General features: G+C 65.0%; 25 protein-coding genes. 19 read left to right on the top strand and 6 right to left on the bottom strand.

All coding sequences use genetic code 11. The features are described from left to right. The first annotated feature begins 189 nt into the window (after positions 1-189). The 6 genes from MSTE_RS20555 to MSTE_RS20530 all read left to right on the top strand — a co-directional run bounded on the left by MSTE_RS20555 (position 190) and on the right by MSTE_RS20530 (position 4,721). Positions 190-291, top strand: a complete 102-nt coding sequence (locus MSTE_RS20555) for a 30S ribosomal protein bS22 (RefSeq protein ID WP_003402602.1) — start codon at positions 190-192, stop codon at positions 289-291. Between the two features lie 63 nt (positions 292-354). Then, positions 355-1,419: an SDR family oxidoreductase gene (locus MSTE_RS20550; protein ID WP_030096488.1), complete on the top strand. Its 1,065-nt coding sequence runs from the start codon at positions 355-357 to the stop codon at positions 1,417-1,419. Positions 1,420-1,441: 22 nt separating this feature from the next. Next, positions 1,442-2,515, top strand: coding sequence for a lysophospholipid acyltransferase family protein (locus MSTE_RS20545; RefSeq protein WP_096503984.1), 1,074 nt, complete (start codon positions 1,442-1,444; stop codon positions 2,513-2,515). A 93-nt stretch (positions 2,516-2,608) separates the two neighbouring features. Beyond that, positions 2,609-3,538 (top strand): NAD(P)H-dependent flavin oxidoreductase, encoded by a 930-nt coding sequence (locus MSTE_RS20540; protein ID WP_096503982.1) that lies wholly within the window; start codon positions 2,609-2,611, stop codon positions 3,536-3,538. A gap of 344 nt (positions 3,539-3,882) precedes the next feature. Then, complete coding sequence (locus MSTE_RS20535) at positions 3,883-4,485, top strand: DUF4352 domain-containing protein (protein ID WP_157997726.1); 603 nt, start codon at positions 3,883-3,885, stop codon at positions 4,483-4,485. Positions 4,486-4,487: 2 nt separating this feature from the next. Further along, entirely contained in the window at positions 4,488-4,721 is a 234-nt protein-coding gene (locus tag MSTE_RS20530) for a hypothetical protein (RefSeq protein WP_231896932.1), read from the top strand. Between the two features lie 10 nt (positions 4,722-4,731). Here the strand turns inward: MSTE_RS20530 and MSTE_RS20525 are convergent, their stop codons facing one another. The 3 genes from MSTE_RS20525 to MSTE_RS20515 are packed head-to-tail and all read right to left on the bottom strand — an operon-like array spanning position 4,732 to position 6,783. Then, entirely contained in the window at positions 4,732-5,013 is a 282-nt protein-coding gene (locus tag MSTE_RS20525; protein ID WP_096503978.1) for a hypothetical protein, read from the bottom strand. Then, positions 5,010-5,354, bottom strand: a complete 345-nt coding sequence (locus tag MSTE_RS20520) for a heme-binding protein (protein ID WP_096503976.1) — start codon at positions 5,352-5,354, stop codon at positions 5,010-5,012. Before MSTE_RS20520 ends, MSTE_RS20525 begins: the two co-directional genes overlap by 4 nt. Positions 5,355-5,364: 10 nt before the next feature. Continuing rightward, positions 5,365-6,783 (bottom strand): DUF1254 domain-containing protein, encoded by a 1,419-nt coding sequence (locus MSTE_RS20515; RefSeq protein WP_096506171.1) that lies wholly within the window; start codon positions 6,781-6,783, stop codon positions 5,365-5,367. Positions 6,784-6,892: 109 nt separating this feature from the next. Here MSTE_RS20515 and MSTE_RS20510 point away from each other — a divergent pair, with 109 nt between their 5' ends. After that, complete coding sequence (locus MSTE_RS20510; protein WP_096503974.1) at positions 6,893-7,897, top strand: AraC family transcriptional regulator; 1,005 nt, start codon at positions 6,893-6,895, stop codon at positions 7,895-7,897. Here the strand turns inward: MSTE_RS20510 and MSTE_RS20505 are convergent. Further along, positions 7,894-8,361 (bottom strand): FAS1-like dehydratase domain-containing protein, encoded by a 468-nt coding sequence (locus MSTE_RS20505; RefSeq protein ID WP_070915546.1) that lies wholly within the window; start codon positions 8,359-8,361, stop codon positions 7,894-7,896. The genes MSTE_RS20510 and MSTE_RS20505 overlap by 4 nt on opposite strands. Before the next feature lie 85 nt (positions 8,362-8,446). Then, complete coding sequence (locus tag MSTE_RS20500; protein ID WP_096503972.1) at positions 8,447-9,370, bottom strand: HAD family hydrolase; 924 nt, start codon at positions 9,368-9,370, stop codon at positions 8,447-8,449. A 98-nt stretch (positions 9,371-9,468) separates the two neighbouring features. Between MSTE_RS20500 and MSTE_RS20495 the strand changes: the two genes are divergently transcribed. From MSTE_RS20495 to MSTE_RS20445, 11 genes are all read left to right on the top strand, one after another. Beyond that, positions 9,469-9,723 carry a glutaredoxin family protein gene (locus tag MSTE_RS20495; RefSeq protein ID WP_070920926.1) on the top strand — a complete coding sequence of 85 codons (255 nt, stop codon included), beginning with the start codon at positions 9,469-9,471 and terminating at the stop codon, positions 9,721-9,723. Between the two features lie 111 nt (positions 9,724-9,834). Beyond that, the gene (locus MSTE_RS20490; RefSeq protein WP_096503970.1) at positions 9,835-11,175 is read left to right on the top strand and encodes a glutamyl-tRNA reductase; all 1,341 of its coding nucleotides are present in this window, start codon (positions 9,835-9,837) and stop codon (positions 11,173-11,175) included. Further along, complete coding sequence (gene hemC / locus MSTE_RS20485; RefSeq protein WP_057964862.1) at positions 11,172-12,095, top strand: hydroxymethylbilane synthase; 924 nt, start codon at positions 11,172-11,174, stop codon at positions 12,093-12,095. Before MSTE_RS20490 ends, hemC begins: the two co-directional genes overlap by 4 nt. A 31-nt stretch (positions 12,096-12,126) precedes the next feature. After that, entirely contained in the window at positions 12,127-13,776 is a 1,650-nt protein-coding gene (locus tag MSTE_RS20480; RefSeq protein WP_096503968.1) for a bifunctional uroporphyrinogen-III C-methyltransferase/uroporphyrinogen-III synthase, read from the top strand. 28 nt (positions 13,777-13,804) lie between these two features. Continuing rightward, a complete protein-coding gene (hemB, locus tag MSTE_RS20475) occupies positions 13,805-14,785 on the top strand; it encodes a porphobilinogen synthase (RefSeq protein WP_096503966.1) in 981 nt (326 codons plus the stop codon). Positions 14,786-14,819: 34 nt separating this feature from the next. Then, positions 14,820-15,296, top strand: coding sequence for a hypothetical protein (locus tag MSTE_RS20470; RefSeq protein ID WP_162291699.1), 477 nt, complete (start codon positions 14,820-14,822; stop codon positions 15,294-15,296). A 52-nt stretch (positions 15,297-15,348) separates the two neighbouring features. Continuing rightward, positions 15,349-15,786, top strand: coding sequence for a hypothetical protein (locus MSTE_RS20465; RefSeq protein ID WP_096503962.1), 438 nt, complete (start codon positions 15,349-15,351; stop codon positions 15,784-15,786). Then, positions 15,779-16,297 (top strand): hypothetical protein, encoded by a 519-nt coding sequence (locus tag MSTE_RS20460; protein ID WP_096503960.1) that lies wholly within the window; start codon positions 15,779-15,781, stop codon positions 16,295-16,297. Before MSTE_RS20465 ends, MSTE_RS20460 begins: the two co-directional genes overlap by 8 nt. A gap of 20 nt (positions 16,298-16,317) precedes the next feature. Next, positions 16,318-16,560 carry a hypothetical protein gene (locus tag MSTE_RS20455; protein WP_162291698.1) on the top strand — a complete coding sequence of 81 codons (243 nt, stop codon included), beginning with the start codon at positions 16,318-16,320 and terminating at the stop codon, positions 16,558-16,560. A 41-nt stretch (positions 16,561-16,601) separates the two neighbouring features. Beyond that, positions 16,602-17,360, top strand: a complete 759-nt coding sequence (locus tag MSTE_RS20450) for a class I SAM-dependent methyltransferase (protein WP_096503958.1) — start codon at positions 16,602-16,604, stop codon at positions 17,358-17,360. Between the two features lie 47 nt (positions 17,361-17,407). Beyond that, positions 17,408-19,585 (top strand): heavy metal translocating P-type ATPase, encoded by a 2,178-nt coding sequence (locus MSTE_RS20445; protein ID WP_096503956.1) that lies wholly within the window; start codon positions 17,408-17,410, stop codon positions 19,583-19,585. A gap of 39 nt (positions 19,586-19,624) precedes the next feature. Here MSTE_RS20445 and MSTE_RS20440 read toward each other — a convergent pair whose 3' ends face one another. Next, positions 19,625-20,404 carry a sulfite exporter TauE/SafE family protein gene (locus MSTE_RS20440; protein WP_096503954.1) on the bottom strand — a complete coding sequence of 260 codons (780 nt, stop codon included), beginning with the start codon at positions 20,402-20,404 and terminating at the stop codon, positions 19,625-19,627. 98 nt (positions 20,405-20,502) lie between these two features. On the opposite strand from MSTE_RS20440, the gene MSTE_RS20435 reads away from it, so the two are divergent. Next, on the top strand, positions 20,503-22,587 hold the full coding sequence (locus MSTE_RS20435) for a M13 family metallopeptidase (RefSeq protein ID WP_162291696.1): 2,085 nt from the start codon (positions 20,503-20,505) through the stop codon (positions 22,585-22,587). Positions 22,588-22,604 lie beyond the last annotated feature (17 nt).

The raw sequence follows: 22,604 nt of genomic DNA, 5'->3' as shown, positions 1-22,604 counted from the left end.
GAAGCGGGAGAAGCCCCCTGGCGGGCCGCCGGTTCTGCCGGTTTCCTGACCTGAGGCCGCAGCAGGTAGAGTCATGCGGCACCCTGGCGTAAGCCTTTTTGGGGTTAGGGCGCCTTGTGTACGGCTGGGAAAAAGCCGCTGTGCACGCGTCCACGGTAAAGACGATTTCAAAGTAGTTAGCAGGAGTTCATGGGTTCAGTTATCAAGAAGCGGCGTAAGCGTATGTCCAAGAAGAAGCACCGCAAGCTGCTTCGCCGCACTCGGGTTCAGCGCAGAAAACTCGGTAAGTAAACCTTGCGTTAGTGGGTATCCGCTCAGGATGCCCATTGGTGCCGTGATGGATAGGCTTCGTCCGTGAGCACCGGTGAGACCAATCTGCACTACCCGCGGGTGGTGCTGGTCACCGGAGCCAGCCGATTCCTCGGGGGTTATCTGGCTGCGCGTCTGGTGCAGAACCCGATGATCAACCGTGTCATCGCGGTAGACGCTGTCGCCCCAAGCAAGGATCTGCTGCGCAGGATGGGTCGGGCCGAGTTCGTGCGGGCCGATATCCGCAACCCGTTCATCGCGAAGGTCATCCGCAACGGCGAGGTCGACACGGTGGTGCACACCGCGTCGGCTTCGTTCTCTCCGCGTTCGGGTGGGCGCGCCGCGCTCAAGGAATTGAACGTGATGGGTGCGATGCAGCTGTTCGCAGCATGCCAGAAGGCGCCCACCGTGCAGCGCGTTGTCGTCAAATCCACCGCACAGGTTTATGGAGCCGGCCCCCGGGATCCGGTGATGTTCACCGAGGAGATGGGCGCGCGCCGTCCACCGTCCGACGGGTTCGCGCGGGACAGCATCGATATCGAGAGCTATGCCCGCGGTCTGGCCCGACGGCGCCCCGATGTGGCGGTGACGATCCTGCGGTTGGCCAACCTGATCGGCCCCGGTATGGACACCGCGTTGGCGCGCTATCTGGCGGGTCCGCTCGTGCCCACCGTGTTCGGGCGTGACGCCCGCCTGCAGCTGCTGCATGAGCAGGATGCGCTCGGCGCGCTTGAGCGCGCCACCATGGCGGGTAAGGCGGGCACCTTTAACATCGCGGCCGACGGCATGATGATGATGTCGCAGGCGGTTCGCCGTTCCGGACAACTCGGCATTCCGGTGCCGTCGTTTGCGGTGGCGGGTATCGCGTCGTTCACCAAGGGCACCCGGTACACCGAACTGAGTTCCGAACAGCGTGACTGGTTGGCCTACGGGCGCGCGATCGACAACACTCGTATGAAGGTCGAACTCGGGTATCAGCCCAAGTGGACGACCGTTGGGGCCTTTGGTGACTACGTCCGGGGACGCGGGATCACTCCAGTAATCGAGCCGGAGTGGGTACGCTCATTGGGAGATCGCGCGGTGGCTCTCGCGCAGAAGATCAGTTCGTAGGCATAGGGCGGAGGTGAGAAGCATGGCAGGCGACACGAAGGCGAAAGTCATTCAACTGCAGGTTAATTCGGAACGCCATGCTGCACGTGCTCGCCGGGCCGAGGCGCGGGCCGATGCCGGCCGGCGGCATCCGTCATCGTTGGCCAACGATGCGCCGACTGGAGATTCCGCGGATACCGCCGCAGTCATCCACGACCTCAACGAGATTCGTGCGGCACAGGGCAACGCCCCTCTGGGAGATGAAGAGTCGCTGACTGCCCTCGCGGCCAACATTGCCGCCGTCGCTGAGTTCATTCGCCGCCGAGTCGGCGGCGACTACAGCGTCGACGATTTCGGATTCGACGAGCATCTCAACGAGTCGCTGCTACTTCCTTTGCTCAGGCCACTGTTCAACCGATGGTTCAGGGTGGACGTGACCGGGGTCGAGAACATTCCCGCGACGGGTGGGGCCCTGGTTGTGGCTAACCATGCGGGTGTGCTGCCGCTTGACGGGCTGATGCTCTCGGTGGCCGTGCACGACCGGTGCCCCGGCAACCGCACACTGCGCAACCTGGCCGCCGACATGGTGTTCGATGCACCGTTCCTGGGACAGTTGGCGCGAAAGGCGGGTCATACGCTGGCGTGCACCGCCGACGCGCACCGGCTACTGTCCGCGGGCGAGCTGACCGCCGTATTCCCCGAGGGATACAAGGGACTGGGTAAGCCGTTCAAGGATCGCTACAAGCTGCAGAGATTCGGTCGCGGAGGATTCGTCGCGGCAGCCATTCGTACCGGAGCGCCGATCATCCCGTGCTCGATCGTCGGGTCCGAGGAGATCTACCCGATGATCGCCGACCTGAAGGTGATCGCCCGGCTGTTCGGACTGCCCTATTTCCCGGTGACCCCGCTGTTCCCCGCGGCCGGTCCCGTCGGGCTGGTGCCGCTGCCGTCCAAGTGGCATATCGAGTTCGGCACACCCATCCCGACGGACGGGTTCGACGAGGCTGCGGCAGATGACCCGATGGTGACATTCGAGGTCACCGACCAGGTCCGTGAGACCATCCAGCAGACGCTGTACCGGCTGCTCGCGGGTCGTCGCAACATGTTCTTCGGCTAGGTCTTCCCTCGACGCAGATACGGCCGTGCGCTGGTGGTTTCGTATCGCGCATCCTCGCCGTAGGGCGCGGTGTCGGCGGCGTAAGTTCGATGCGTGATCACAAACCGGGTGACCGAGATGCTGGGTGTCGAGCGTCCCATCGTGCAGGCTCCGATGGGCTGGATCGCGCGATCCCAGCTGGCCAGTGCGGTCTGCGAGGCCGGCGGACTCGGCATCATCGAAACAAGCTCCGGCGAGCTCGATGCCATCAAGGGCGAGATTCGCGTCATGCGTGAGCTCACCGACAAGCCATTCGGGGTGAACATCGCGCAGGCCTTCGTGCGAGACCCGTCCATCGCGCAGTTCGTGGTCGATCAGGGCGTGACGTTCGTGACCACCAGCGCGGGTGACCCCAACAAGTACACCCGAATCCTCAAGGACAACGGGCTCACCGTTTTTCATGTCGTCCCGACGCTTGCGGCCGCTCTCAAGGCCGTCGACGCGGGAGTCGACGGCCTGGTGGTCGAGGGCGTCGAGGGCGGCGGTTTCAAGGATCCGAAAGGTGCGTCGACCATGGTGCTGCTGCCACTCGTGCGCTCGCATGTGGACGTTCCGATCATCGCCGCCGGAGGCATCTGTGACGGAGCCTCGATGGCTGCGGCTTTCGCGCTCGGTGCCGAGGGTGTGCAGATGGGTACCCGGATGATGTCGGCCGCCGAGTCACCCATCCACGGCAACTGGAAGGCGGCGGTGGTCGCTGCGCGCGAGACCGACACCGTGCTACTGAACAGGCTGACCAAGCCGGGTCTGCGCGCCCTGCGCAGCGAGCGCACCGAAGAGATGGAACGGCGGGATCTGGTGTCGCTCATGGAGACCGGGAATCCGTTGGACCTCTACTTCGGGGGCGACATGGACACCTTCGTGCCACTCGGCGGGCAGGTGGCCGGGCGCATCGGTGCGGTCGAGTCTGTGCGGGACATCCTCGACACCACCATGGAGGAGTTCACCGCGGTGATCGGCAAGCTCGCAGCCCAATACGGCTGACGAGGATTTCGTTGCCGATCAGGGGCGCCGGCCTCGTCGTTGCCGCCTGGGGGGCATGAGTGTCGGCGGAGATCCATCCGCTAACTAGCTCGCCTGTGCGGTGCCCTCGCTGCTCACATGCTGCCATCCCTGCACGTCGTGGTGGGGAGTCTGCTGGTCAACCCCCAGATCAGCAAAGCTGAACCAGCCCGAAGCCCGGTGTTGACAGTCGTTCCTCGCAAACAGCCAGCCCTCGTCTGTAACGAATATGCCAGCGTGCCGATAGGCCCTATTGATGTTAGCCTTTAGTCAATCGCGGGGGCGTTCAGCTGTAGTACCGCTACCCCGAATTGAGGATTAGTATTGTGACTCAACCTTGGCTGGAGGGTGAGGCCGGCATTGCCCACTTCTCCCGAGGTAGCGATTTTCCTGCAGCGCCGATGCTTTTCGGTGGCGTTATCGCGACCTTCATTGTGGTTGCCACGCTGTTAGGGCTCGATGACAGTAGGAACATCAGCGTCCCTCGGTCGATGCCGCTCAGTGAAGTTGCTTCGGTCACATCCGAAGCGGCCGACCTCGGACATGAGGGACGATCCGGCCAGTTAGCCATTGCGGTGACCGATGTGACGGCGTATCTGGTCGCGGGCGATCCTGGGCTGCCCCGGACTGCGCAAGGGGGCCACGTTCTGGTCGGTGTGCGTGTGATCAACGACGGTGCCGACCGCCAGCGGTTCGAGCCGGCAATTCAGCAACTTATCGCCGGTGATCAAACCGTGGACGCAGACCAGAGTGCCTCACAGCCCGTGCTCGGTGCGGACATCGATCCCGGCGACAGCATCGTGGCGTCCATCGCGTTCGACGTTCCCGAGGGCGTCGAGCCGTCGGCGATCATCCTGCGCGACTCGCCGGCGGCGCCGGGCACTCAGCTGAGTCTGGCCGATATGGCCAACAGTGGCTTAGCGCAGTGAGCGTGGATCTGAAGCCGGAAGCGGTGTGGGTGGTACTGCCCGACGAGCTCAAATCGGCGCTGCGTCGACGGGCAGCCGAGACATTGACTGACGACGTGCTGCTGAAGTGTCATCGCGCAGCCGAAGATAACGAACTTCCGATCTTCTGGCGGCCCGACCCAGCCGCCGATTTCCGGCAGCACCGACTGCACCCGGCTCTTGTCGAGTACATCGCCGGCCTCGAAAAAGGCCGTTAGCCGCTTACCGTCAGGGGTTGCAGCCGCTCGCGCTGACCCAGCGGCCGTTGTAGCCCACGCACGCGTGAACGTTCGGCGCGGGGGGAGGGGGTGGAGGATCGTCCGGCAACGGCGCATAGTCCTCGGGCGGGGGTGCGTATCGCTGCACGGTGTCGGCGACGTTCATGCAGCCGCTCACCGAGATTCGGCGGCCGCCGCCCACGCAGACGTCGGCATTGGCCGTCGGCGGCGCAATGGGTAGCAGCCCCGCGAAGACCACCGCGGCGGTTATCGCGACCGTGCCGCGCCTCATGGCTGCCGCTCCTGCGGCAGCTGGCAGCGCTCGCGGAAGTCGACCACGGGCTGGCGGATGGAGCGCAGATCGTTCTCGGCCTCCTGGTTGGTGCTGAAGTAGGCCTTCACCGCGCTCTGCATCTCGCTGTGCGGCTTGCCCGCAAGGCTTGTGAAGAAGTCGTTGACCTCCGGGTGGGTGAACAGATAACTCGATGTGGAGGCGGCGACGCCCGCCGAGACCCCGGCGAGGTCGGCCGCCGTACAGTTCGGCGGCCGCTCGGGCTCGGCGTTCGCGGCCACCGCGGTGAAGAGTGCTGCGGCGCCCAATGCTGTAAACAGGCTTGTGACAACGAGTTTCATGGATATCTCCTTACGGGATTTGTTGCACGGCGGGTGGTTTCCAGGTGCCGTCAATGATCGACGGCGGAGTCTCCTTCGGCCAGTACAGGCGGAGCATGAGGTTGAACTTACCCTCGGGTGCGGGGAGCCAGTTTGACTCCTTTCCTGGTCCGGGATTGTTGTGTTGCAGATACAAATCCACCGATCCGTCGGGGTTGGTCGCGAAGTTGTTGCGCTGGCTCAGTGTGTACCGGTCCAGTGGGTTGTCGACGAAGAACATTGCCGCGTCGTACATCGTCAGTGACCAGAACCCCTCGGCAGGTGGTAGCTGATCCTTGTCGAAGTGCAGCACGTACTCACGTGACCCGTCATACGGTTTCCCGGCGTTGTCGACGTCCGAGGTGGGGTAGACGGCATCCTCGGGTCGGTTTGCGCCCAGCCCGATTGCGGTGACCGTTGCGCGCTGTAGGTACTCGGTGCCGTATACGCCCGTCTTGGTGGTGAACACCCACCCGTTGATGTTCTCGCCGGCGTCCTTGAAGTGCGCCATGATCTTGCCGAATGCTTCCTTGGGCACCGATTGCAGGGCGCTGACGGTGTCGGCGCCGAAGGGTTTTCCGGCCTCGATGCCGATCTTCGCCATCTTCTCCACAATCGGCTTGTCGGCCTCGGTGGGTGGATTGTCTTTCATCAGGGTGGCCAGCAGGTCGAAGTACGCCTTGGTGCTCAGATTGTTGACCTGGTCACGGACAGGGGTTTTCATGTCGATGCTCGGGTCTACGGTGCCGGCGGGCGGGGTGTACTGCTTGCCGTACGAACTCAACGGCACCAGCGAGATGTCGTCCTGCATCTTGTGGACGGCGGCGTGATCCTCCGGGGTTCCGGTGCAGTAGATGCGACCCAGTAGCCACACGATCGACGTCGGCGACTTGTATTCCTTGACCCCTTGGGGCAGTTCGCCTTTCCAGCCAGGGCCGGTGATGGCATAAGTCTGGGGGCCGGTGCCCGTCGTGCGTTTGCCGGGTACCTCGAAGACGTTGGTATACCCGTCGAGCATGGGTAGCAGGTAATAGCGGTCATGGGCATCGGGCAGGCTCACGACCCACGGTTCCTTGCCGACGTCGAGGAATGCGTTCGTGTACAGGGTGTCGGCATTCGGCGCGGTGACATCGCGGAAGGCCGCGTTGGGATACTCGCGCATCCGCATGAGCTGTCCCATTGGGGCACGCGGAGATTCGACCTTCTCCACGTTGGTCATTACGCGGCGGGTCATCTCCATGGTGATGAGGGCGTAGCCATAGATGTACGCGTCCATGGCGATAGCCTTGGCTTCATCGGTGGAAAGCTTCTGGGAATCAGACTCTTTCGAGCAGCTGGTAAGTCCCGCCGCCAATGCGACAGTGCTCATCACGACCAATAATTTTGTCCACCGCGTACACCAAACCTTCACGGGCTCACCCTCTCCTGTTATGACGAACTTGTTCGCCGAACGTTGATCGTGCAGCACATCGCGCCTGCTTGTCTTGACATTGGAAGACAAATATTTGACAGTTTGAGACATGTCGGTGATCCGGGGTTCGGCGCTCACCAACTATCACCAGCTGGTGGCCGAACTCGGCGGAGACGGCAGCGAACTGCTTGCCAGAGCGCGGGTTTCGTCGCCGGACGCCGGTTCATACGAGCGGTTCATCTCTCTGCGCAACGGTGCTCGCGCACTGGAGGAGACCGCGATGGCCCTGAACGCACCGGACTTCGGGCGCCGACTGGCCCGTCGGCAGGGCATCGAAATCCTGGGGCCGGTGGGTTTGGCGGCGCGCACGGCGGCCACGGTCTCCGACGCGTTCGCGATTCTCGAAAAGTTCATGGGCGCATACTGTCCGGCGATAGGCACTCGGGTCACGGAGCATCGGGATCCGGAGCTTTGCAGGTTCGAGTTCGAGTATCTACTGACCCCCGCCCCTCCGCAGGCGCAGGCAGTCGAACTGTCGTTGGGTGTCACACTGCGGGTGCTGCACCACTTCCTGGGCGGGAGCTACCGGCCTGTGTCCGTTCATCTACCGCACCAGGCACTCACCGCGGCCGCGGGGTATCAGCGCTATTTCGGCTGTCCGCCGTTCTTCTGCGAGCCTGTCGGCGGTTTCACCCTGCGCGCCACCGACATGCAGAAATCGCTGCCCAAGGACCATCTTGCGCACCAGACCGCCGTCGACTACTTGACGGGCACTCAGGCCAACCGCAAACCGGATTCCAGCCGGCTGGCCCGTCTCCTTATTCGGCAGCTACTGCCGACCGGAGCGATTGGTTTGGGGGACATCGCCTTACACCTCGGGGTGCATCCGAAGGCGCTGCAGCGGCGACTCGGAGCCGAGGGCACGACCTTCGCCGAGCTCGTCGACCAAACCCGTCGGGAGGCTGCCGAGCGACTGCTGTCCGATACCGATCTGAGTCTGGATCATCTGAGCAGGCAGCTCGGCTACGCCGAGCAGAGCGTCTTCACCCGAAGCTGCAAGCGCTGGTTCGGGACAACCCCCAGCACCTATCGGCAGGACCGTCGAGGCCGCTAAGCCTTGCGATGCGAGGCGATGTTCGCGGCCATGGAAGCCGCGTCGGTTTCGTGGCCTTCGGCCTCGCCGATCATGGTCACGATGCTCGTCGCGACGGGTTCGCCGTCGGCATCGGTCACCTCGGCCCGCACTTCGGCCGTCACCATGCCGTGCGACTCCAGCACACTGTCCAGGTAGCTGTCGAAGTACAGCCGGTCGCCCGCCTTGATGGGGCGGTGGAACTTGAGCTTCTGGTCGCGGTGCAACACGCGTGCCACGTTGATGGGCAGATCCATCTCGGTGAAGATCTTGTGTTGCACGCGCCGGCCCGCGACCGCCAGGAAGGTGATGGGGGCCACGACGCCCGAGTTCACCTCGCACTCGTCCTTGATGGCCGCGGCGAATTCACGCATCTTCTCGCGGCCGACCTCGAAGTAATCGGGGTAGCGGTAGTGCGTTCCGACGATGTCTTGGCGGATGGCCATGCATTAACCCATTTCGCTGCAGGTCAGGTACGAATCTAGACAGTTCAAGCGGCGCTGAGCCTATCAGCAGCGGTAATGCCGATCGTTACTTCTCACGACGGGCCAGTGCGGCCGCGAGGGCTCCACCCGCGGCCCCGAGCAGCACCGCCGAGGGCACGCCGATTCGGGCCGCCTTGCGCGCGGTACGGAAGTCGCGGACCTCCCACCCCCGGCGTCGTGCCACGTCCCGCAGCTCGGCATCGGGATTGATGGCCACCGCGGTTCCCACCAGGGAGAGCATCGGCACATCGTTGATGCTGTCGCTGTAGGCGGTGCAGCGCTTGAGATTCAACCCATTGCGGATGGCCAGGTTGCGCACGGCCCGTGCCTTGCCCGGCCCGTGCAGGATGTCGCCCACCAGCCGGCCGGTGAACACCCCGTCCACCGATTCCGCGACGGTGCCCAGCGCCCCGGTAAGCCCCAGCCGCCGGGCGATGGTCTCGGCCAGCTCCTTGGGAGTGGCCGTGACGAGCCACACCTGTTGGCCGGCGTCGAGGTGCATCTGGGTCAGCGCCCTGGTGCCGGGCCAGATCTTGTCGGCGAGCGTCTCGTCGTAGATCTCCTCGCTGAGTGTGACGAGTTCATCGACACTGCGGCCCTCGATGAAAGAGAGCGCTTTTTGCCGACCCGCCGCGACATCGTCGGAGTTCTCCCGGCCGGTCAGCCGGAACTTCGCCTGCGCCCAGACGAACTGCAGCATGTCCGAGTACTGGAAATAGTCGCGCTGCGCCAGACCGCGGCCGAAGTGCACCAGCGAGGAGCCATGCACCAGGGTGTTGTCGACGTCGAAGAACGCGGCGGCGGTCAGATCGGCGGGCGGCGGAACCGTGGGCTGCTCGGTGGCCGCCGCGGCGTCTGCCTCGGCGAAGGAGGCGGCGCGTGCGACGTCTTCGGCGAACGCCTCGGCCAGCAGCTGTTCCTCCGCGGGGCCTTCGGTAGGGGGGTCGCCGTTGATCTGGGGGCTGGTCATGACCGGCTTAACCGCCCTTCCTGTCCGCCGTTTCCGAATGCCGTTTAACCCTACTGAGGGTGGCGGGAACTCGGGGGACCCGGTGGCAGAATTGACATATGACGTCACTAACGCTGCTGACACGTGTGGGGTGCTCTGCCTGCGAACGTGCGCAGCGTGAATTGGTGGCCCTGGCCGACGAGTTCGGGGTCCCACTCACGGTCACCGATGTGGATGAGGCCGCGATCACAGATTCGTCTTTGCGGGCGGAGTTCGGCGACCGGCTTCCGGTGGTGCTGCTGGACGGTCAGGAGCACAGCTATTGGGAAGTAGACGAGCCTCGGCTCCGGGCGGACCTGAAACGTGACCGATAACAGGCTGTTTGGATTTTGCCCAGTGGCCATTTTCGGGCTACCGTGCATGAAGTTCGAGCCTCACCAAAAGCAAGGGAGCTGGACAGTGAGATGTCAGCGGAGTGACCTGCGGTGAGTGTCCTGCTGTTCGGAGCCTCGCACCGTAGCGCGCCTGTGCCGGTGCTGGAGAAGCTGGCGATTGGCGAGGCCGATCAGCCCAAGATCATCGAACACATTCTGCAATCACCCCTGGTCACAGAGGTCATGGTGCTCTCGACCTGCAACCGGGTCGAGGTATATGCCGTGGTTGAGGCCTTCCACGGCGGCCTGACCGTCATCGGTGAGGCGATCGCCCGCCACGCCGGCATGGGCATGAACGAGCTCACCAAATACGCCTACGTCCGGTACAGCGAGGCCGCCGTCGAGCACCTGTTCGCGGTGGCCAGCGGCCTGGATTCCATGGTGATCGGCGAGCAGCAGGTGCTGGGTCAGGTACGCAATGCGTATGCCACCGCCGAAACGCATCAGGCGGTGGGCCGGGTGCTGCACGAGCTGTCTCAAAGCGCGTTGCGTGTGGGTAAGCGAGTGCATTCGGAGACCGGTATCGACGCAGCCGGTGCCTCAGTGGTGTCGGTGGCACTGAATCTGGCGGACGGCAAGCTCGATGGTCTGCCCGGACGCACGGCCGCCGTGGTGGGTGCAGGCTCGATGGGCTCACTGGCGACCGCGCAGCTGATTCGCGCCGGGATCGACAATCTCTGGGTGGTGAACCGCAGTGCCGAGCGTGCGCAACGGCTCGCCGCGACCGCGCGCGAGGCGGGCGTGAACGCGCAGGCGATCACCCTGGACCATATCGACCAGGCGTTGGCACAGGCCGATGTGGTGGTTTCCTGCACCGGGGCGGTCCGGCCGGTGATCTCACTGGCCGATGTCCACCGCGCCCTGGGTGGTGGTCGTCAACTCGTATTCTGCGATCTGGGCATGCCGCGCGACGTCGATCCGACGGTGGCCGGGCTGCCCGGCGTCGTCGTGGTGGACATGGAACGTATCCAGCGTGAGCCCACCGCGCGTGCGGCGGCCGATGATGCGGGCGCTGCCCGTCAGATCGTCAACGACGAGGTGGCCCGATATCTGACCGGCGAGCGGATGGCCGAGGTCACCCCGACGGTCACCGCGTTGCGTCAGCGGGCCGCTGAAGTGGTGGAGGCCGAGCTGCTGCGGCTGGATGGCCGGCTGCCGAGCCTGGCGGGGGCCGAGCGCGACGAGGTCGCCAAGACAGTTCGCCGAGTCGTCGACAAGCTGTTGCACGCCCCCACGGTGCGGGTGAAGCAGCTGGCGTCGGCGCCCGGTGGTGACAGTTATGCCGAGGCGTTGCGCGAGCTCTTCGAGCTCGATCCGCATACCGTCGAGGCGGTGGCCACGGCCGGCGAATTGCCGCTCGCCACAAAGGAATTACACGAAGAGAGCCGATGATCCGAATTGGCACCCGCGGCAGTCTGTTAGCGACGACTCAAGCCGGGGTTATCCGGGATGCGCTGCGCGCCAAAGGACACGAGGCAGAGCTGGTAATCGTGACGACGGCCGGGGACCAGTCGTCGGCACCCGTCGAGCAAATCGGTGTGGGGGTCTTCACGGCCGCTCTGCGTGAGGCCATCGCCGATAACGTCGTCGACGTTGCCGTGCATTCCTACAAAGATTTGCCAACTGCGGCCGACCCGCGCTTCGTCATCGCCGCCATTCCGCCTCGTGAGGACTATCGGGACGCCCTCGTGGCCCGGGACGGACTGGTGCTGGGGGAGTTGCCGACGGGCTCGGTGATCGGTACCTCGTCCCCGCGGCGGGCCGCGCAGCTTAGAGCACTGGGTCTCGGTTTGGAAATTCGCCCCCTAAGAGGCAACCTGGATACCAGGTTGAGCAGGGTCTCCAATGGTGATCTTGATGCTGTGGTAGTCGCCCGGGCGGGTTTGGCCCGTATCGGACGTCTGGACCGCATCACCGAGACACTGGAACCGGTGCAGGTGTTGCCCGCGCCGGCTCAGGGAGCGCTGGCGGTGGAGTGCCGCAGTGAAGTCACCGATCTGGTGGCTGTACTGGCGGAACTCGATCACGCCGACACGCGCGCCGCGGTGACTGCCGAAAGGGCTCTGCTTGCCGAGCTGGAGGCGGGCTGTACCGCACCGGTTGGCGCGATCGCCGAGGTGGTCGAGTCGATTGATGAGGATGGCCGCGTCTTCGACGAACTGTCGTTGCGCGGATGTGCGGCGGCGCTGGACGGATCTGACGTGATTCGGGCCTCCGGGATTGGCACCCCCGATCGGGCCGCAGAGCTTGGGCTTGCGGTCGCGAGGGAGCTGCTCGATCTCGGTGCGCGAGCATTGATGACAGCTGAATAGGCGGCGCAAACCGCCGATATGGGAGGCAGTAGTGACCCGAGGGCGCAAGAAGCCAGGGCGCATCCTGTTCGTTGGTTCCGGGCCGGGAGATCCCGGTCTGTTGACCGTCCGGGCGCGCGCGGTACTCACCGGCGCCACGGTCGCGTTCACCGACCCCGATGTGCCGCACGCGGTACTAGATCTCGTCGGGTCCGCGGTCGAGCTTCCTGAACCCGCGCCCGCTAAACCCGCGATCGGCAACGATGACGCGCCCACGTCGAGTGACGTCGAGGCCGCTGTCGAGCCGCCGCTGACCATCGACATCCGCCCGGCGCTGGGCGATCCCGCCGATGTCGCCAAGACCCTGGTGGCTGAGGCCAAGAACGGTGTGGACGTCGTGCGGCTGGTCGCGGGCGATCCGCTCTCGATCGATTCGGTGCTGGCCGAGGTCATCGCGGTCACCCGTACCCAGGTCGCCTTCGAGATTCTGCCCGGTCTGTCGTCGAGCACCGCGGTGCCCGCCTACGCCGGTCTACCGCCGGGCTCTGCGCACACCGTCGCCGATGTACGCGGCGATGTGGACTGGGCGGCGCTGGCCGCTGCTCCGGGCCCGCTGATCCTGCACGCCACCCCCACGCATGTACCCGATGCCGCCAAGGCGCTCATCGAGCACGGCTTGTCCGACCAGACCCTGGTCGCGGTCACCGCGCAGGGCACCACCTGCGCACAGCGGACCGTGGAGACCACGCTGGCCTCGCTGATCGACGGTGTCCCGGTGGACGCCAACGATCCACACGGACCGATGACCGGTGCCCTGGTATTGACGATCGGCCGCGTGGTCGGTGGTCGCTCGAAGCTGAACTGGTGGGAGAGCCGCGCGCTGTATGGCTGGACCGTGCTGGTGCCGCGCACCAAGGATCAAGCGGGCGAGATGAGCGACAAGCTGGTCGGATACGGCGCTCTGCCGGTCGAGGTGCCCACCATCGCTGTCGAGCCGCCGCGTAGCCCGGCCCAGATGGAAAGGGCCGTCAAGGGCTTGGTCGACGGTCGCTACCAGTGGGTGGTGTTCACCTCCACCAACGCGGTGCGTGCGGTGTGGGAGAAGTTCGCCGAGTTCGGCCTGGACGCCCGTGCGTTCTCCGGTGTGAAGATCGCGTGTGTGGGTCAGGCCACCGCCGACAAGGTGCGCGCGTTCGGTATCAACCCCGAGTTGGTGCCCGCGGGCGAGCAGTCCTCGCTCGGTCTGCTTGACGAGTTCCCGCCCTATGACGACGTTTTCGATCCGGTGAACCGGGTGCTGTTGCCTCGCGCCGATATCGCCACCGAAACCCTCGCCGAGGGGCTGCGCGAGCGCGGCTGGGAAATCGACGACGTGACCGCGTACCGCACCGTGCGTGCGGCGCCGCCGGCGGCACAGACCCGCGAGATGATCAAGACCGGTGGATTTGACGCCGTGTGCTTCACGTCGAGCTCGACGGTTCGCAATCTGGTGGGTATCGCCGGTAAGCCGCATGCGCGCACCATCGTGGCCTGTATCGGACCGAAAACCGCGGAGACCGCGATCGAATTCGGGCTGCGTGTGGACGTGCAGCCGGAGACCGCCGCGGTCGGCCCGCTGGTCGAGGCCCTTGCCGAGCATGCCGCCCGGTTGCGCACCGAGGGCGCACTGCCGCCACCGCGCAAGAAGAGCCGTCGGCGCTAGCAGCGGACAGATAGCGGAGGCCATTGCGGTGTCTTTTCCTTACCAGCGTCCGCGCCGGCTCAGAGCCACCCCGGCGATCCGCCGGTTGGTAGCCGAGACGACGCTGGCACCGCGGCAGTTGGTATTGCCGATGTTCGTGGCCGACGGGGTGGCCGAATCGCGCCCCATAGCGTCCATGCCGGGCGTGGTGCAGCACAGCATCGAATCCTTGCGCCGGGCCGCCGAGGACGCGGTGAAGGCCGGTGTCGGCGGACTCATGTTGTTCGGAGTTCCCGAGGAGAAGGACAAGGACGCCACCGGCAGCGCCGGGCTGGATCCGCAGGGCATCCTCAACCGGGCTTTGTCGATCCTCTCCGCCGACCTCGGCGACTCCACGGTGCTGATGGCCGATACCTGCCTCGACGAGTTCACCGATCACGGCCATTGCGGGGTACTGGATGCCGCGGGCCGGGTGGACAATGACGTGACACTCAAGCAGTACGCGGATATGGCGGTAGCGCAGGCGAATTCGGGTGCGCATGTGGTGGGCCCGAGCGGCATGATGGACGGTCAGGTGGCCGCCATTCGTGACGGACTGGATGCCGCCGGGCACACCGACGTCATCATTTTGGCGTACGCGGCCAAGTACGCTTCGGCGTTCTATGGGCCGTTCCGCGAGGCGGTGGGGTCGTCGCTGCAGGGAGATCGGCGTACCTACCAGCAGGACGTGGCGAACGGCCGGGAAGCCTTACGCGAGGCCGAGCTCGATGTCGAGGAGGGCGCCGACATCCTCATGGTGAAACCGGCGATGGCCTACCTCGATGTGCTCCGTCAGGTGGCCGACGTATCGCCGGTGCCGGTGGCGGCATACCAGGTGTCGGGTGAGTACTCGATGATCTGCGCTGCGGCTCAGAACAATTGGATCGACTTGCAGGCCATGGCACTGGAGACGTTGACCTCGATCCGGCGCGCGGGGGCTGACATCGTGCTGACGTACTGGGCCGCGGACGTCGCGGGCTGGTTGGAGTAGACGTCTTGTCGTTCTCCACTACCGTGGTTGCGTGATGTATCCCGATCCGCACCAACCCGGCGGATTGGCTGGACAACCCCCGGGCGGTCCGGCCAAGCCGCGACCCGACGATATCGACACCGGCTGCTGGCTGTGGCTCGCCGCGCTGCCGTTGATGATCGTGAGTTACATGGCCGCGAATGTCGGTCAATGGCAGCAGGACCCGGAGGTGCGTAAGGCCGCCCCGCTGTGGACGGTGTACGCCTTCAACGGGTTCATCGTCGTTGTGGTGGGGTCTCTGGTGGTCACGGGAATCTTCCTCATGCGCGCGGGATATCGGCTGGCTCGCACCTTCCTGACCGGAGGTGCGGTGGGATCGGTGGTGTTCACCGCGACCCGGCTGATCGACCTGGACGGTGTGCCGGCGATCGTGCAGGCGCTCTCGGGCATCACCGCGTCCGTATTGATCTGTGGCGGCCTGTTTCTGCTGCATCGTGAGGACTCCACCGCGTACCTGACACGGCAGCGCTAAACACCCCCGATACGCTGCCGGAATGATGCCCGAAATGAAGATAGGGGTCTGAATGACACCCGATCGGCCGCGCCCACGCATCGTCGATGTGGCGTTCTGGTTCTGGGTGGTGTCGTCGGCGGCCCTGTTCCTGAACGGTCTGGCCGGCGTGACTCAGAGCTATGACGCGGTGCGGGCGGCCGCGAAGCCGGAGCTGACCGACGCCGACGTACGAAATCTCGTCACGTACTTCCGGGCGTGGGGCGTGTTGTGCATCCTGTTGGCGGCCGGCATCGCTTTTCTGGCCGGGCGGACCAGGCGGGGTGACAAGCGTTATCGCCGGGCGCTGATCACGCTCTCGGTGGTCTCTGTGCTCGGTGCCATCGCGATGGCCGGCTCGGGTTCGGTGGGGCCGCTGCTGCTCATCGCTGCCCTATCGCTGATAGTGGCCAATGTGCTGATCATCAGGCCGACCGCGCAGAACTGGTTTGACGGGGATGAACATGGCTGACGTGTCCGACGCTGAACCGCGTCTGTTCTACGAGCCCGGTGGTCGATGGCGGTGGTTGCTGCTCGGTCCCCTTGCCGGGCTGATCATGTTCGGCCTGCAGGTGTGGGGCAAGGGGGGCTTCAGCCCGGTCATGCCGTTGATCACGGCGGCCATCGTGGCTTTCTTCATCGCGCTGCAGATCTACGCCGCGCGGGTGCACGCCACGGTGGAGCTGACACCCACCGAACTTCGTCAGGGCGGCGAGACGCTGGAGGTCAACCAGATCAAGTGGCTGTACCCCGACGCCGACCGTCACGTATGGGAGGAATCGCGTCCGCTGGGCGAGCTGACGGGCGTGCCGAAGGGGCGCAAACCTGTCGGATTGCGTCTGACCGGGGGGCGTCGTGCGCAGGCGTGGGCCAAGAAACATGAAGAGCTGCGGAGCGCGCTCACCACATTGGTGCCCGCGCCGCCGGCGGGCATGGATCTGGGTGACGACCCGGAAATCGATATCGAGAGTGAGCAGTGGTGAAGTTCGGGAAGCGCGTAGCACTGGATCTGGCCATCGCGGCGGTGGCGATGGTGCTGGCGGGTTGGGCGGCGGTGGCCGCGCGCATACCCACCGAGGTCGCGCCCATTGCGAAGGGCGAGCCGACGTTGTACTTCACCGCCCTGGACGGCGCGTGTGTGGCCCGGGCGCTGGTACTCACCGCGGTGGGAGGGGTGTTCCTGGTTTCTGCGGTGTCGCGGGGCGTCCGAGCCCGTCGTGACGCGGATCGAGCGATTCACAGCTAATTCTAATATCAGTTCAACTGATATCGAGATAGTCTGGTGTCATGACACCAACCGCTGATATCGATCTGATGCCGCGCGCTGGATTCGGTGCGCGCTTGTGGGACCGAAAGCTGCAGACGGACCGGCTGGAGTACCTGGACCGTGATGATGTCCCGGCGAAGAAACGGGCCGTCGTGGAGGCGCTCGATCTCCTCGGTGAGAAGAAGGGTTTGCACAGGTGGAATGCGGAGCAGGCGGCCGGATTCCTGGTCGGCGTCGACAATCCTCGAGTGCTAGAGCTCGGGGCCGCTCACGGCGGGCTCTCTCGCGAACTGCTGAAGCTGCGTCCGGACGCCTCGCTCACGGTGACAGATATCGAGCCCTCCTCGGTCGCGGGTATCGCAGCGTCGGATCTGGGTTCGGACTCTCGGGTGTCTGTGCGTGCCATGGATGCGACAGCTATCGATGCCCCGGACGGCGCGTTCGACCTGGTGGTGTTCGCGCTGTCGTTTCATCATCTGCCGCCCTCGCTTGCCGCCAAGGTCTTCGCCGAGGGCACCCGGGTGGGGCGCACGCTCTTGATCATCGACTTGCTGCGCCTGCCGGCTCCACTGCTGGCGCCGTCGTATCTCCTCGCGGCGGCCGCGGGATGGGTGCGCCCGGTCCTGCATGACGGTGCGATCAGCCAGCTGCGCGCCTATGGCCCGAAGGCGTTGCGTAGCCTGGCTGCACACGCGGATCCGTCGATAGCCGTCGAACTCCGCGCCAGAGTTCAGCTGCCGATGCCACTGCAGATCGTGGTGGCGCGGCGCGACTTGTAGTGCAGGTCACCCTATCGTTTGGTACCCCCTAGGGGTATGATTTAGGCATGGAGTTCACTGACACGGGCATGGAGACCACTGATCTGCGGCTGCATGGCATGACGTGTGCCTCGTGCGCGTCCCGTGTGGAGAAGGGACTCAACAAGCTCGAGGGCGTGACGGCGCGAGTGAATCTGGCGCTGGAGAGCGCCCGGGTTGAGCACGACGGTTCGATCTCCGATGAGGACTTGGTCAAGGCCGTCGAGTCGGTGGGCTACAAGGCCCAGGTGGTCGGCGGCTCACGGAACGGCGCCGCGCAGAGCGGCCACGAGCACGATGGTGCCGATCCGCACGACCACATGAACCACGACGTGCCCGACAGTCAGCTCAAGGCGCGGCTGCTCGGCTCGCTGCTACTGGCCATCCCGGTGGTGGCCATCTCGATGGTGATGCCGTGGCATTTCTCCGGCTGGGAGATTGTTGTCGCGGCGCTGACCACACCGATCCTGCTGTGGGGTGGATACCCGTTCCACCGTGCCGCGTTCGTCAACGCACGCCACGGCGCCTCGACCATGGACACCCTGGTGTCACTGGGCACCATCGCGGCGTACGTGTGGTCTCTGTGGGTGTTGTTCGCGAGCGCCGGGCACACCCATGGGGATGTCCACGTCTACTTCGAGGTCGTTGCGGCCGTCACGGTGTTCCTGCTCGCGGGCAGGTTCGCCGAGTCACGCGCCAAGCGCTCGGCAGGTTCGGCGCTGCGGGCGCTGCTGTCCCTGGGAGCCAAGGATGTCGCGGTGTTGCGTGACGGGCACGAGACACGCATCCCCGTCGAGCAATTGGCGGTGGGCGACGAATTCGTTGTGCGGCCGGGGGAGCGCGTCGCGACCGACGGCGTAGTTGTCGACGGCCACTCGGCATTGGATACCGCCACCATGACGGGTGAGTCCGTTCCTGTGGAGGTCGGCGCGGGAGACCCGGTGGTCGGCGGTTACGTCAACACTCACGGGCGGATTGTCGTACGCGCCAACAAGGTGGGCGCCGATACACAGCTGGCCCGGATGGCGCAGCTGGTGTCGGAGGCACAAACCGGTAAGGCGCAGGTACAGCGGCTCGCCGATCGGGTGTCGTCGGTGTTCGTGCCGGTGGTACTCGGTATCGCAGCGTTGACGTTCGTCGGCTGGGTGGCTCAGGGTTACCCGCTGTCGTCGGCATTCACCGCGGCCGTCGCGGTGCTGATCATCGCGTGCCCATGCGCGCTCGGGTTGGCCACGCCCACAGCGATTCTGGTAGGTACCGGGCGTGGAGCTCAACTGGGCGTGCTGATCAAGGGGCCGGAGGTGCTGGAGAACGTCAAGAGCATCGACACCGTTGTGCTCGACAAGACAGGCACCGTGACCACCGGCGTGATGAGCGTTGTGGCCGTGCGCCGCAACATCGGGTCAGGTGTTTCCGACGCCGACGAGATCTTGCGTATCGCCGCCTCGGTGGAGTCGGCTTCCGAGCATCCGGTCGCCCGGGCCATCGTGGATGCGGCGCGCACGCGTGGGCTGACGCTGTCCCCGGTGACCGGATTCCGTAACGAGCCCGGCATCGGGGTCACCGGTGTCGTTGACGGTCACGAGGTGTCGATCGAGGCCATCGAGGGTCAGAACACCACTGCGGCGATCATCTGGGGTGGCTTGCGCCGGGGTGAGATCGAAGTGGCGGACACGGTGAAACCGTCGAGCCGGCAGGCCATCGACGAACTCAAGGCCATGGGCATTACTCCGGTGCTGTTGACGGGTGACAACGCCGAGGTGGCCGCCCGTGTCGCCGAGGAAGTCGGTATCGCCGCAAGCGATGTCGTTGCGGGAGTCAAACCCACCGAGAAGGCGGAGGTCGTCAAGCGTCTGCAGGCCGAGGGCAAGAAGGTCGCGATGGTGGGCGACGGGGTCAACGACTCCGCCGCACTGGCCACGGCCGATATCGGGATGGCCATGGGCACCGGTACCGATGCCGCGATCGAGGCCGGCGATGTGACCCTGGTGCGTGGTGACCTGACCACGGTGCCGACGGCGCTGCGGTTGTCGCGCAAGACGCTCGGCACCATCAAGGCGAATCTGTTCTGGGCCTTCGCCTACAACACCGCTGCCATTCCGCTCGCGGCCCTGGGTTTGCTCAACCCGATGATCGCGGGCGCGGCGATGGCGATGTCGTCGGTCTTCGTGGTGCTGAACAGTCTGCGGCTGCGAACCTTCCGCTGAGATATCTGTCGACACGTAGCGTGTCGGTCGAGGGAATGGTCAGAAGAGCAGGCGCCACAAGCCGATCAGGCCCACCGCCACGATGACCACACGCAATGCGCCGGGGGAGAGTTTGCGCCCCCAGCGTGCGCCGGCGAGGCCGCCCAGGAACGAGCCCGCCGCGATGATCCCGGCCGCCGTCCAGCTCACCCGGTCGAAGGCGACGATCGTGTATGCAAGAGCGGCAACGATATTGGTGATCATGGCCAGCACGTTCTTGGCCGCGTTCATCCGCTGCATGGATTCGGGTAACAGTGCACCCATCACCGCGATCTGCATGATGCCTTGGGCTGCAGTGAAGTACCCGCCGTAGATCCCGACGAGGAAGTTTCCTCCGGTGAGTGCCGCCATGCGACCAGGGGGGACATGATCGGCGCTCAGGCCCTGTGCCTCGGAACGCCGACGCGCCCAGGCCTGAATGCGCGGGCCGACCACCACCAACACCAGCGCCAGGATCAGCAGCACGGGAACGATGGTGACAAATGTTTTCTCGGGCAGATGCAGCAGCAGGAACGACCCGATGAGTGCACCGATCAGCACCGCGGGTATCTGCCATTTGAGCCGGGGCCATTGTCCGGTCAGCTCGCGGCGATACCCCCACACGCCGGTCATGCTGCCGACGGTCAGTCCGACCGCGTTCGACATCGTGGCCCCCACGGGTGGGTAACCGAACGCGATGAGGGTGGGGAAGGTGATCAGGGTGCCGGACCCGGCGACCACGTTGATCGCACCGGCGCCGAACGCGGCGAGCGCGACGAGAAGCATCTCCTGCACCGGCACTCGTGCCAGCGTACGACCGTTAGCCAGTCGAACCAATTCCTCCTCTCCGTGAAACCTGCCACAGTGTGAGGCTCGACGTAGCTGCTTAGATGGGCAAAATGGTGGGCATGCGTTTGAGTCGATCCGCCGGTGTGGCGGCGTTAGTGCTGGTGCTGTCCACTTCGGGGTGTACCCATGACCAGCGCACGGCCCCGGTGGCATCGAACGCACCGATTCCGACATTCGACAACGCGCAGCTGAGCATGCGTTTTGCCGCGTGCACCGATCTCAACGGGTTTGTGAACGCGAAGTGGGCCGAAGACGCCACGATTCCCGCGGACAAGTCCAGCTACGGCAGTTTCGACATGCTGGCCGACGAGTCCCGCAAGGTTCAGCGTGAGATCGTCGAGGGTGCGGTCTCGGGGCTGGGTACCGCTGATCACGAGTCGGTCAACTATCAGGTCGGTCTTCTGTACCGTGCCGCCACCGACGACGCGAAGCTCGACGCAGCGGGATACGACCCCATCCGCCCGACGCTCGCCGCGATCGATCAGATCGCATCGCCCGAGGAACTCGCGGCCTTCCTGGCTGCCGACAGCGCTACCGGGCAACATCTGGTGTTCGATTTCACTGCCGGTGCCGACTATGCCAATGCCACCGAGCAGATCGGCTATGCGCGGGCCGGCGCGCTGGGCATGCCGGCCAAGGACTACTACACCGATCCGAAGTACGCGTCGGTCTTCGACGCCTACCGCACGTATATCGCATCGACGTTCGGATTGATCGGAGCCGACCAGGTGGCCGCGAAGGCTCGGGCCGAGCAGGTGGCCGCGCTCGAGTCGGCGCTGGCCGCCGCGACGTTGAGCCCTGTACAGCAACGTGATCCGGCCAACCAGTACAAGTTGGTAACCGTGGCCCAGGCCAATTCGGTGACGCCGCACTTCGAATGGGGCGCCTACCTGAAGGCACACGGCGCTCCGGAAGCCAGGTCGTTTTCGCTGGCCGAGACCGAGTTCTTTACCACGTTTGATCGGCTACTCGCCACCACCGATCTGGATACCTGGAAGTCGTACCTGACATTTCATGCGGTACACAGATCGGCCGATGCTCTGTCAAAGGCATTCCGCGACAACGCTTTCAAGTATGAGTCGGCGCTTACCGGAACCACCGCGCAAAAGCAGCGCTGGGAGCAGGGGCTTGAGACGGTCAACACGCTGGTGGGCCCGGCGCTGGGCCAGTTGTATGTCGATCGCATGTTCAGCGATCGCGCGAAGCGCTCGGCCACCGAGATGGTGGGCAATGTCAAGGAGGCGTTGCGTAAGCGGATCGAGGCCGTCGACTGGATGAGCCCGCAGACCAAGCTGGCCGCAAAGGGTAAGTGGGACAAGCTGATCCTCAAGGTGGGCTTCCCCGACAAGGATCGGGACTTCTCGACGCTGAAGCTGACGGGCGACAACTTCTATACCGACCGGGCCGCGGCGTTGAAGTTCAACCACGACTTCGACATGGCCAAGATCGGTCACCCGACCGATCGGTCGCTGTGGGGGATGACGCCACAGACGGTCAACGCGCAGTACGACCCCACCGAGAACAGCATCACTATTCCCGCCGCGATCTTGCAGGCGCCGTTCTACGACCCCAAGGGCGATCCGGCGTTCAACTACGGCGGTATCGGTGCGGTGATCGGGCACGAGTTCACGCACGCGTTCGACGACGAGGGCAGCCAATTCGACGGTGAGGGCAACCGGGTCAATTGGTGGACGCCGAACGACCGCGAGGAGTTCGAGAAGCGCGCCAACCGGCTGGTGGAGCAGTTCAATGCCTACACGCCGATTCCGGGGCGCCCCGACCTGCATGTGGACGGGAAGCTCACGTTGGGGGAGAACATCGCGGACCTCGGCGGTGTCAACACCGCTTATGACGCGCTGGTCGCGGAGCTGGCCAAGAAGGGCGGCGGCGACAAGGTCAACGGCATCGTCGGGTTCAACGACACGCAGCGGTTCTTCCTGAATTACGCGCGGATCTGGCGGGACAAGCAGCGTCCGGAGGCCGCGATCACTCAGCTCGCTGCCGATCCGCATTCACCGCCGGCGTTGCGCATCAACGGCGTGGTGCCCAACGTTGCACCTTTCACCGCTGATTTCGGTTGCCTGGCAGGCGATCCCATGGTGAATCCGCCGGACAAGTTCGTGAAGATCTGGTAGACGCAGATCCACCAGCG

This window comes from [Mycobacterium] stephanolepidis (assembly GCF_002356335.1).
GTDB classification, from domain to species: domain Bacteria; phylum Actinomycetota; class Actinomycetes; order Mycobacteriales; family Mycobacteriaceae; genus Mycobacterium; species Mycobacterium stephanolepidis.
Note: the sequence above shows the minus strand (reverse complement) of the source record. Positions and strands in the feature narration are given on the sequence as shown.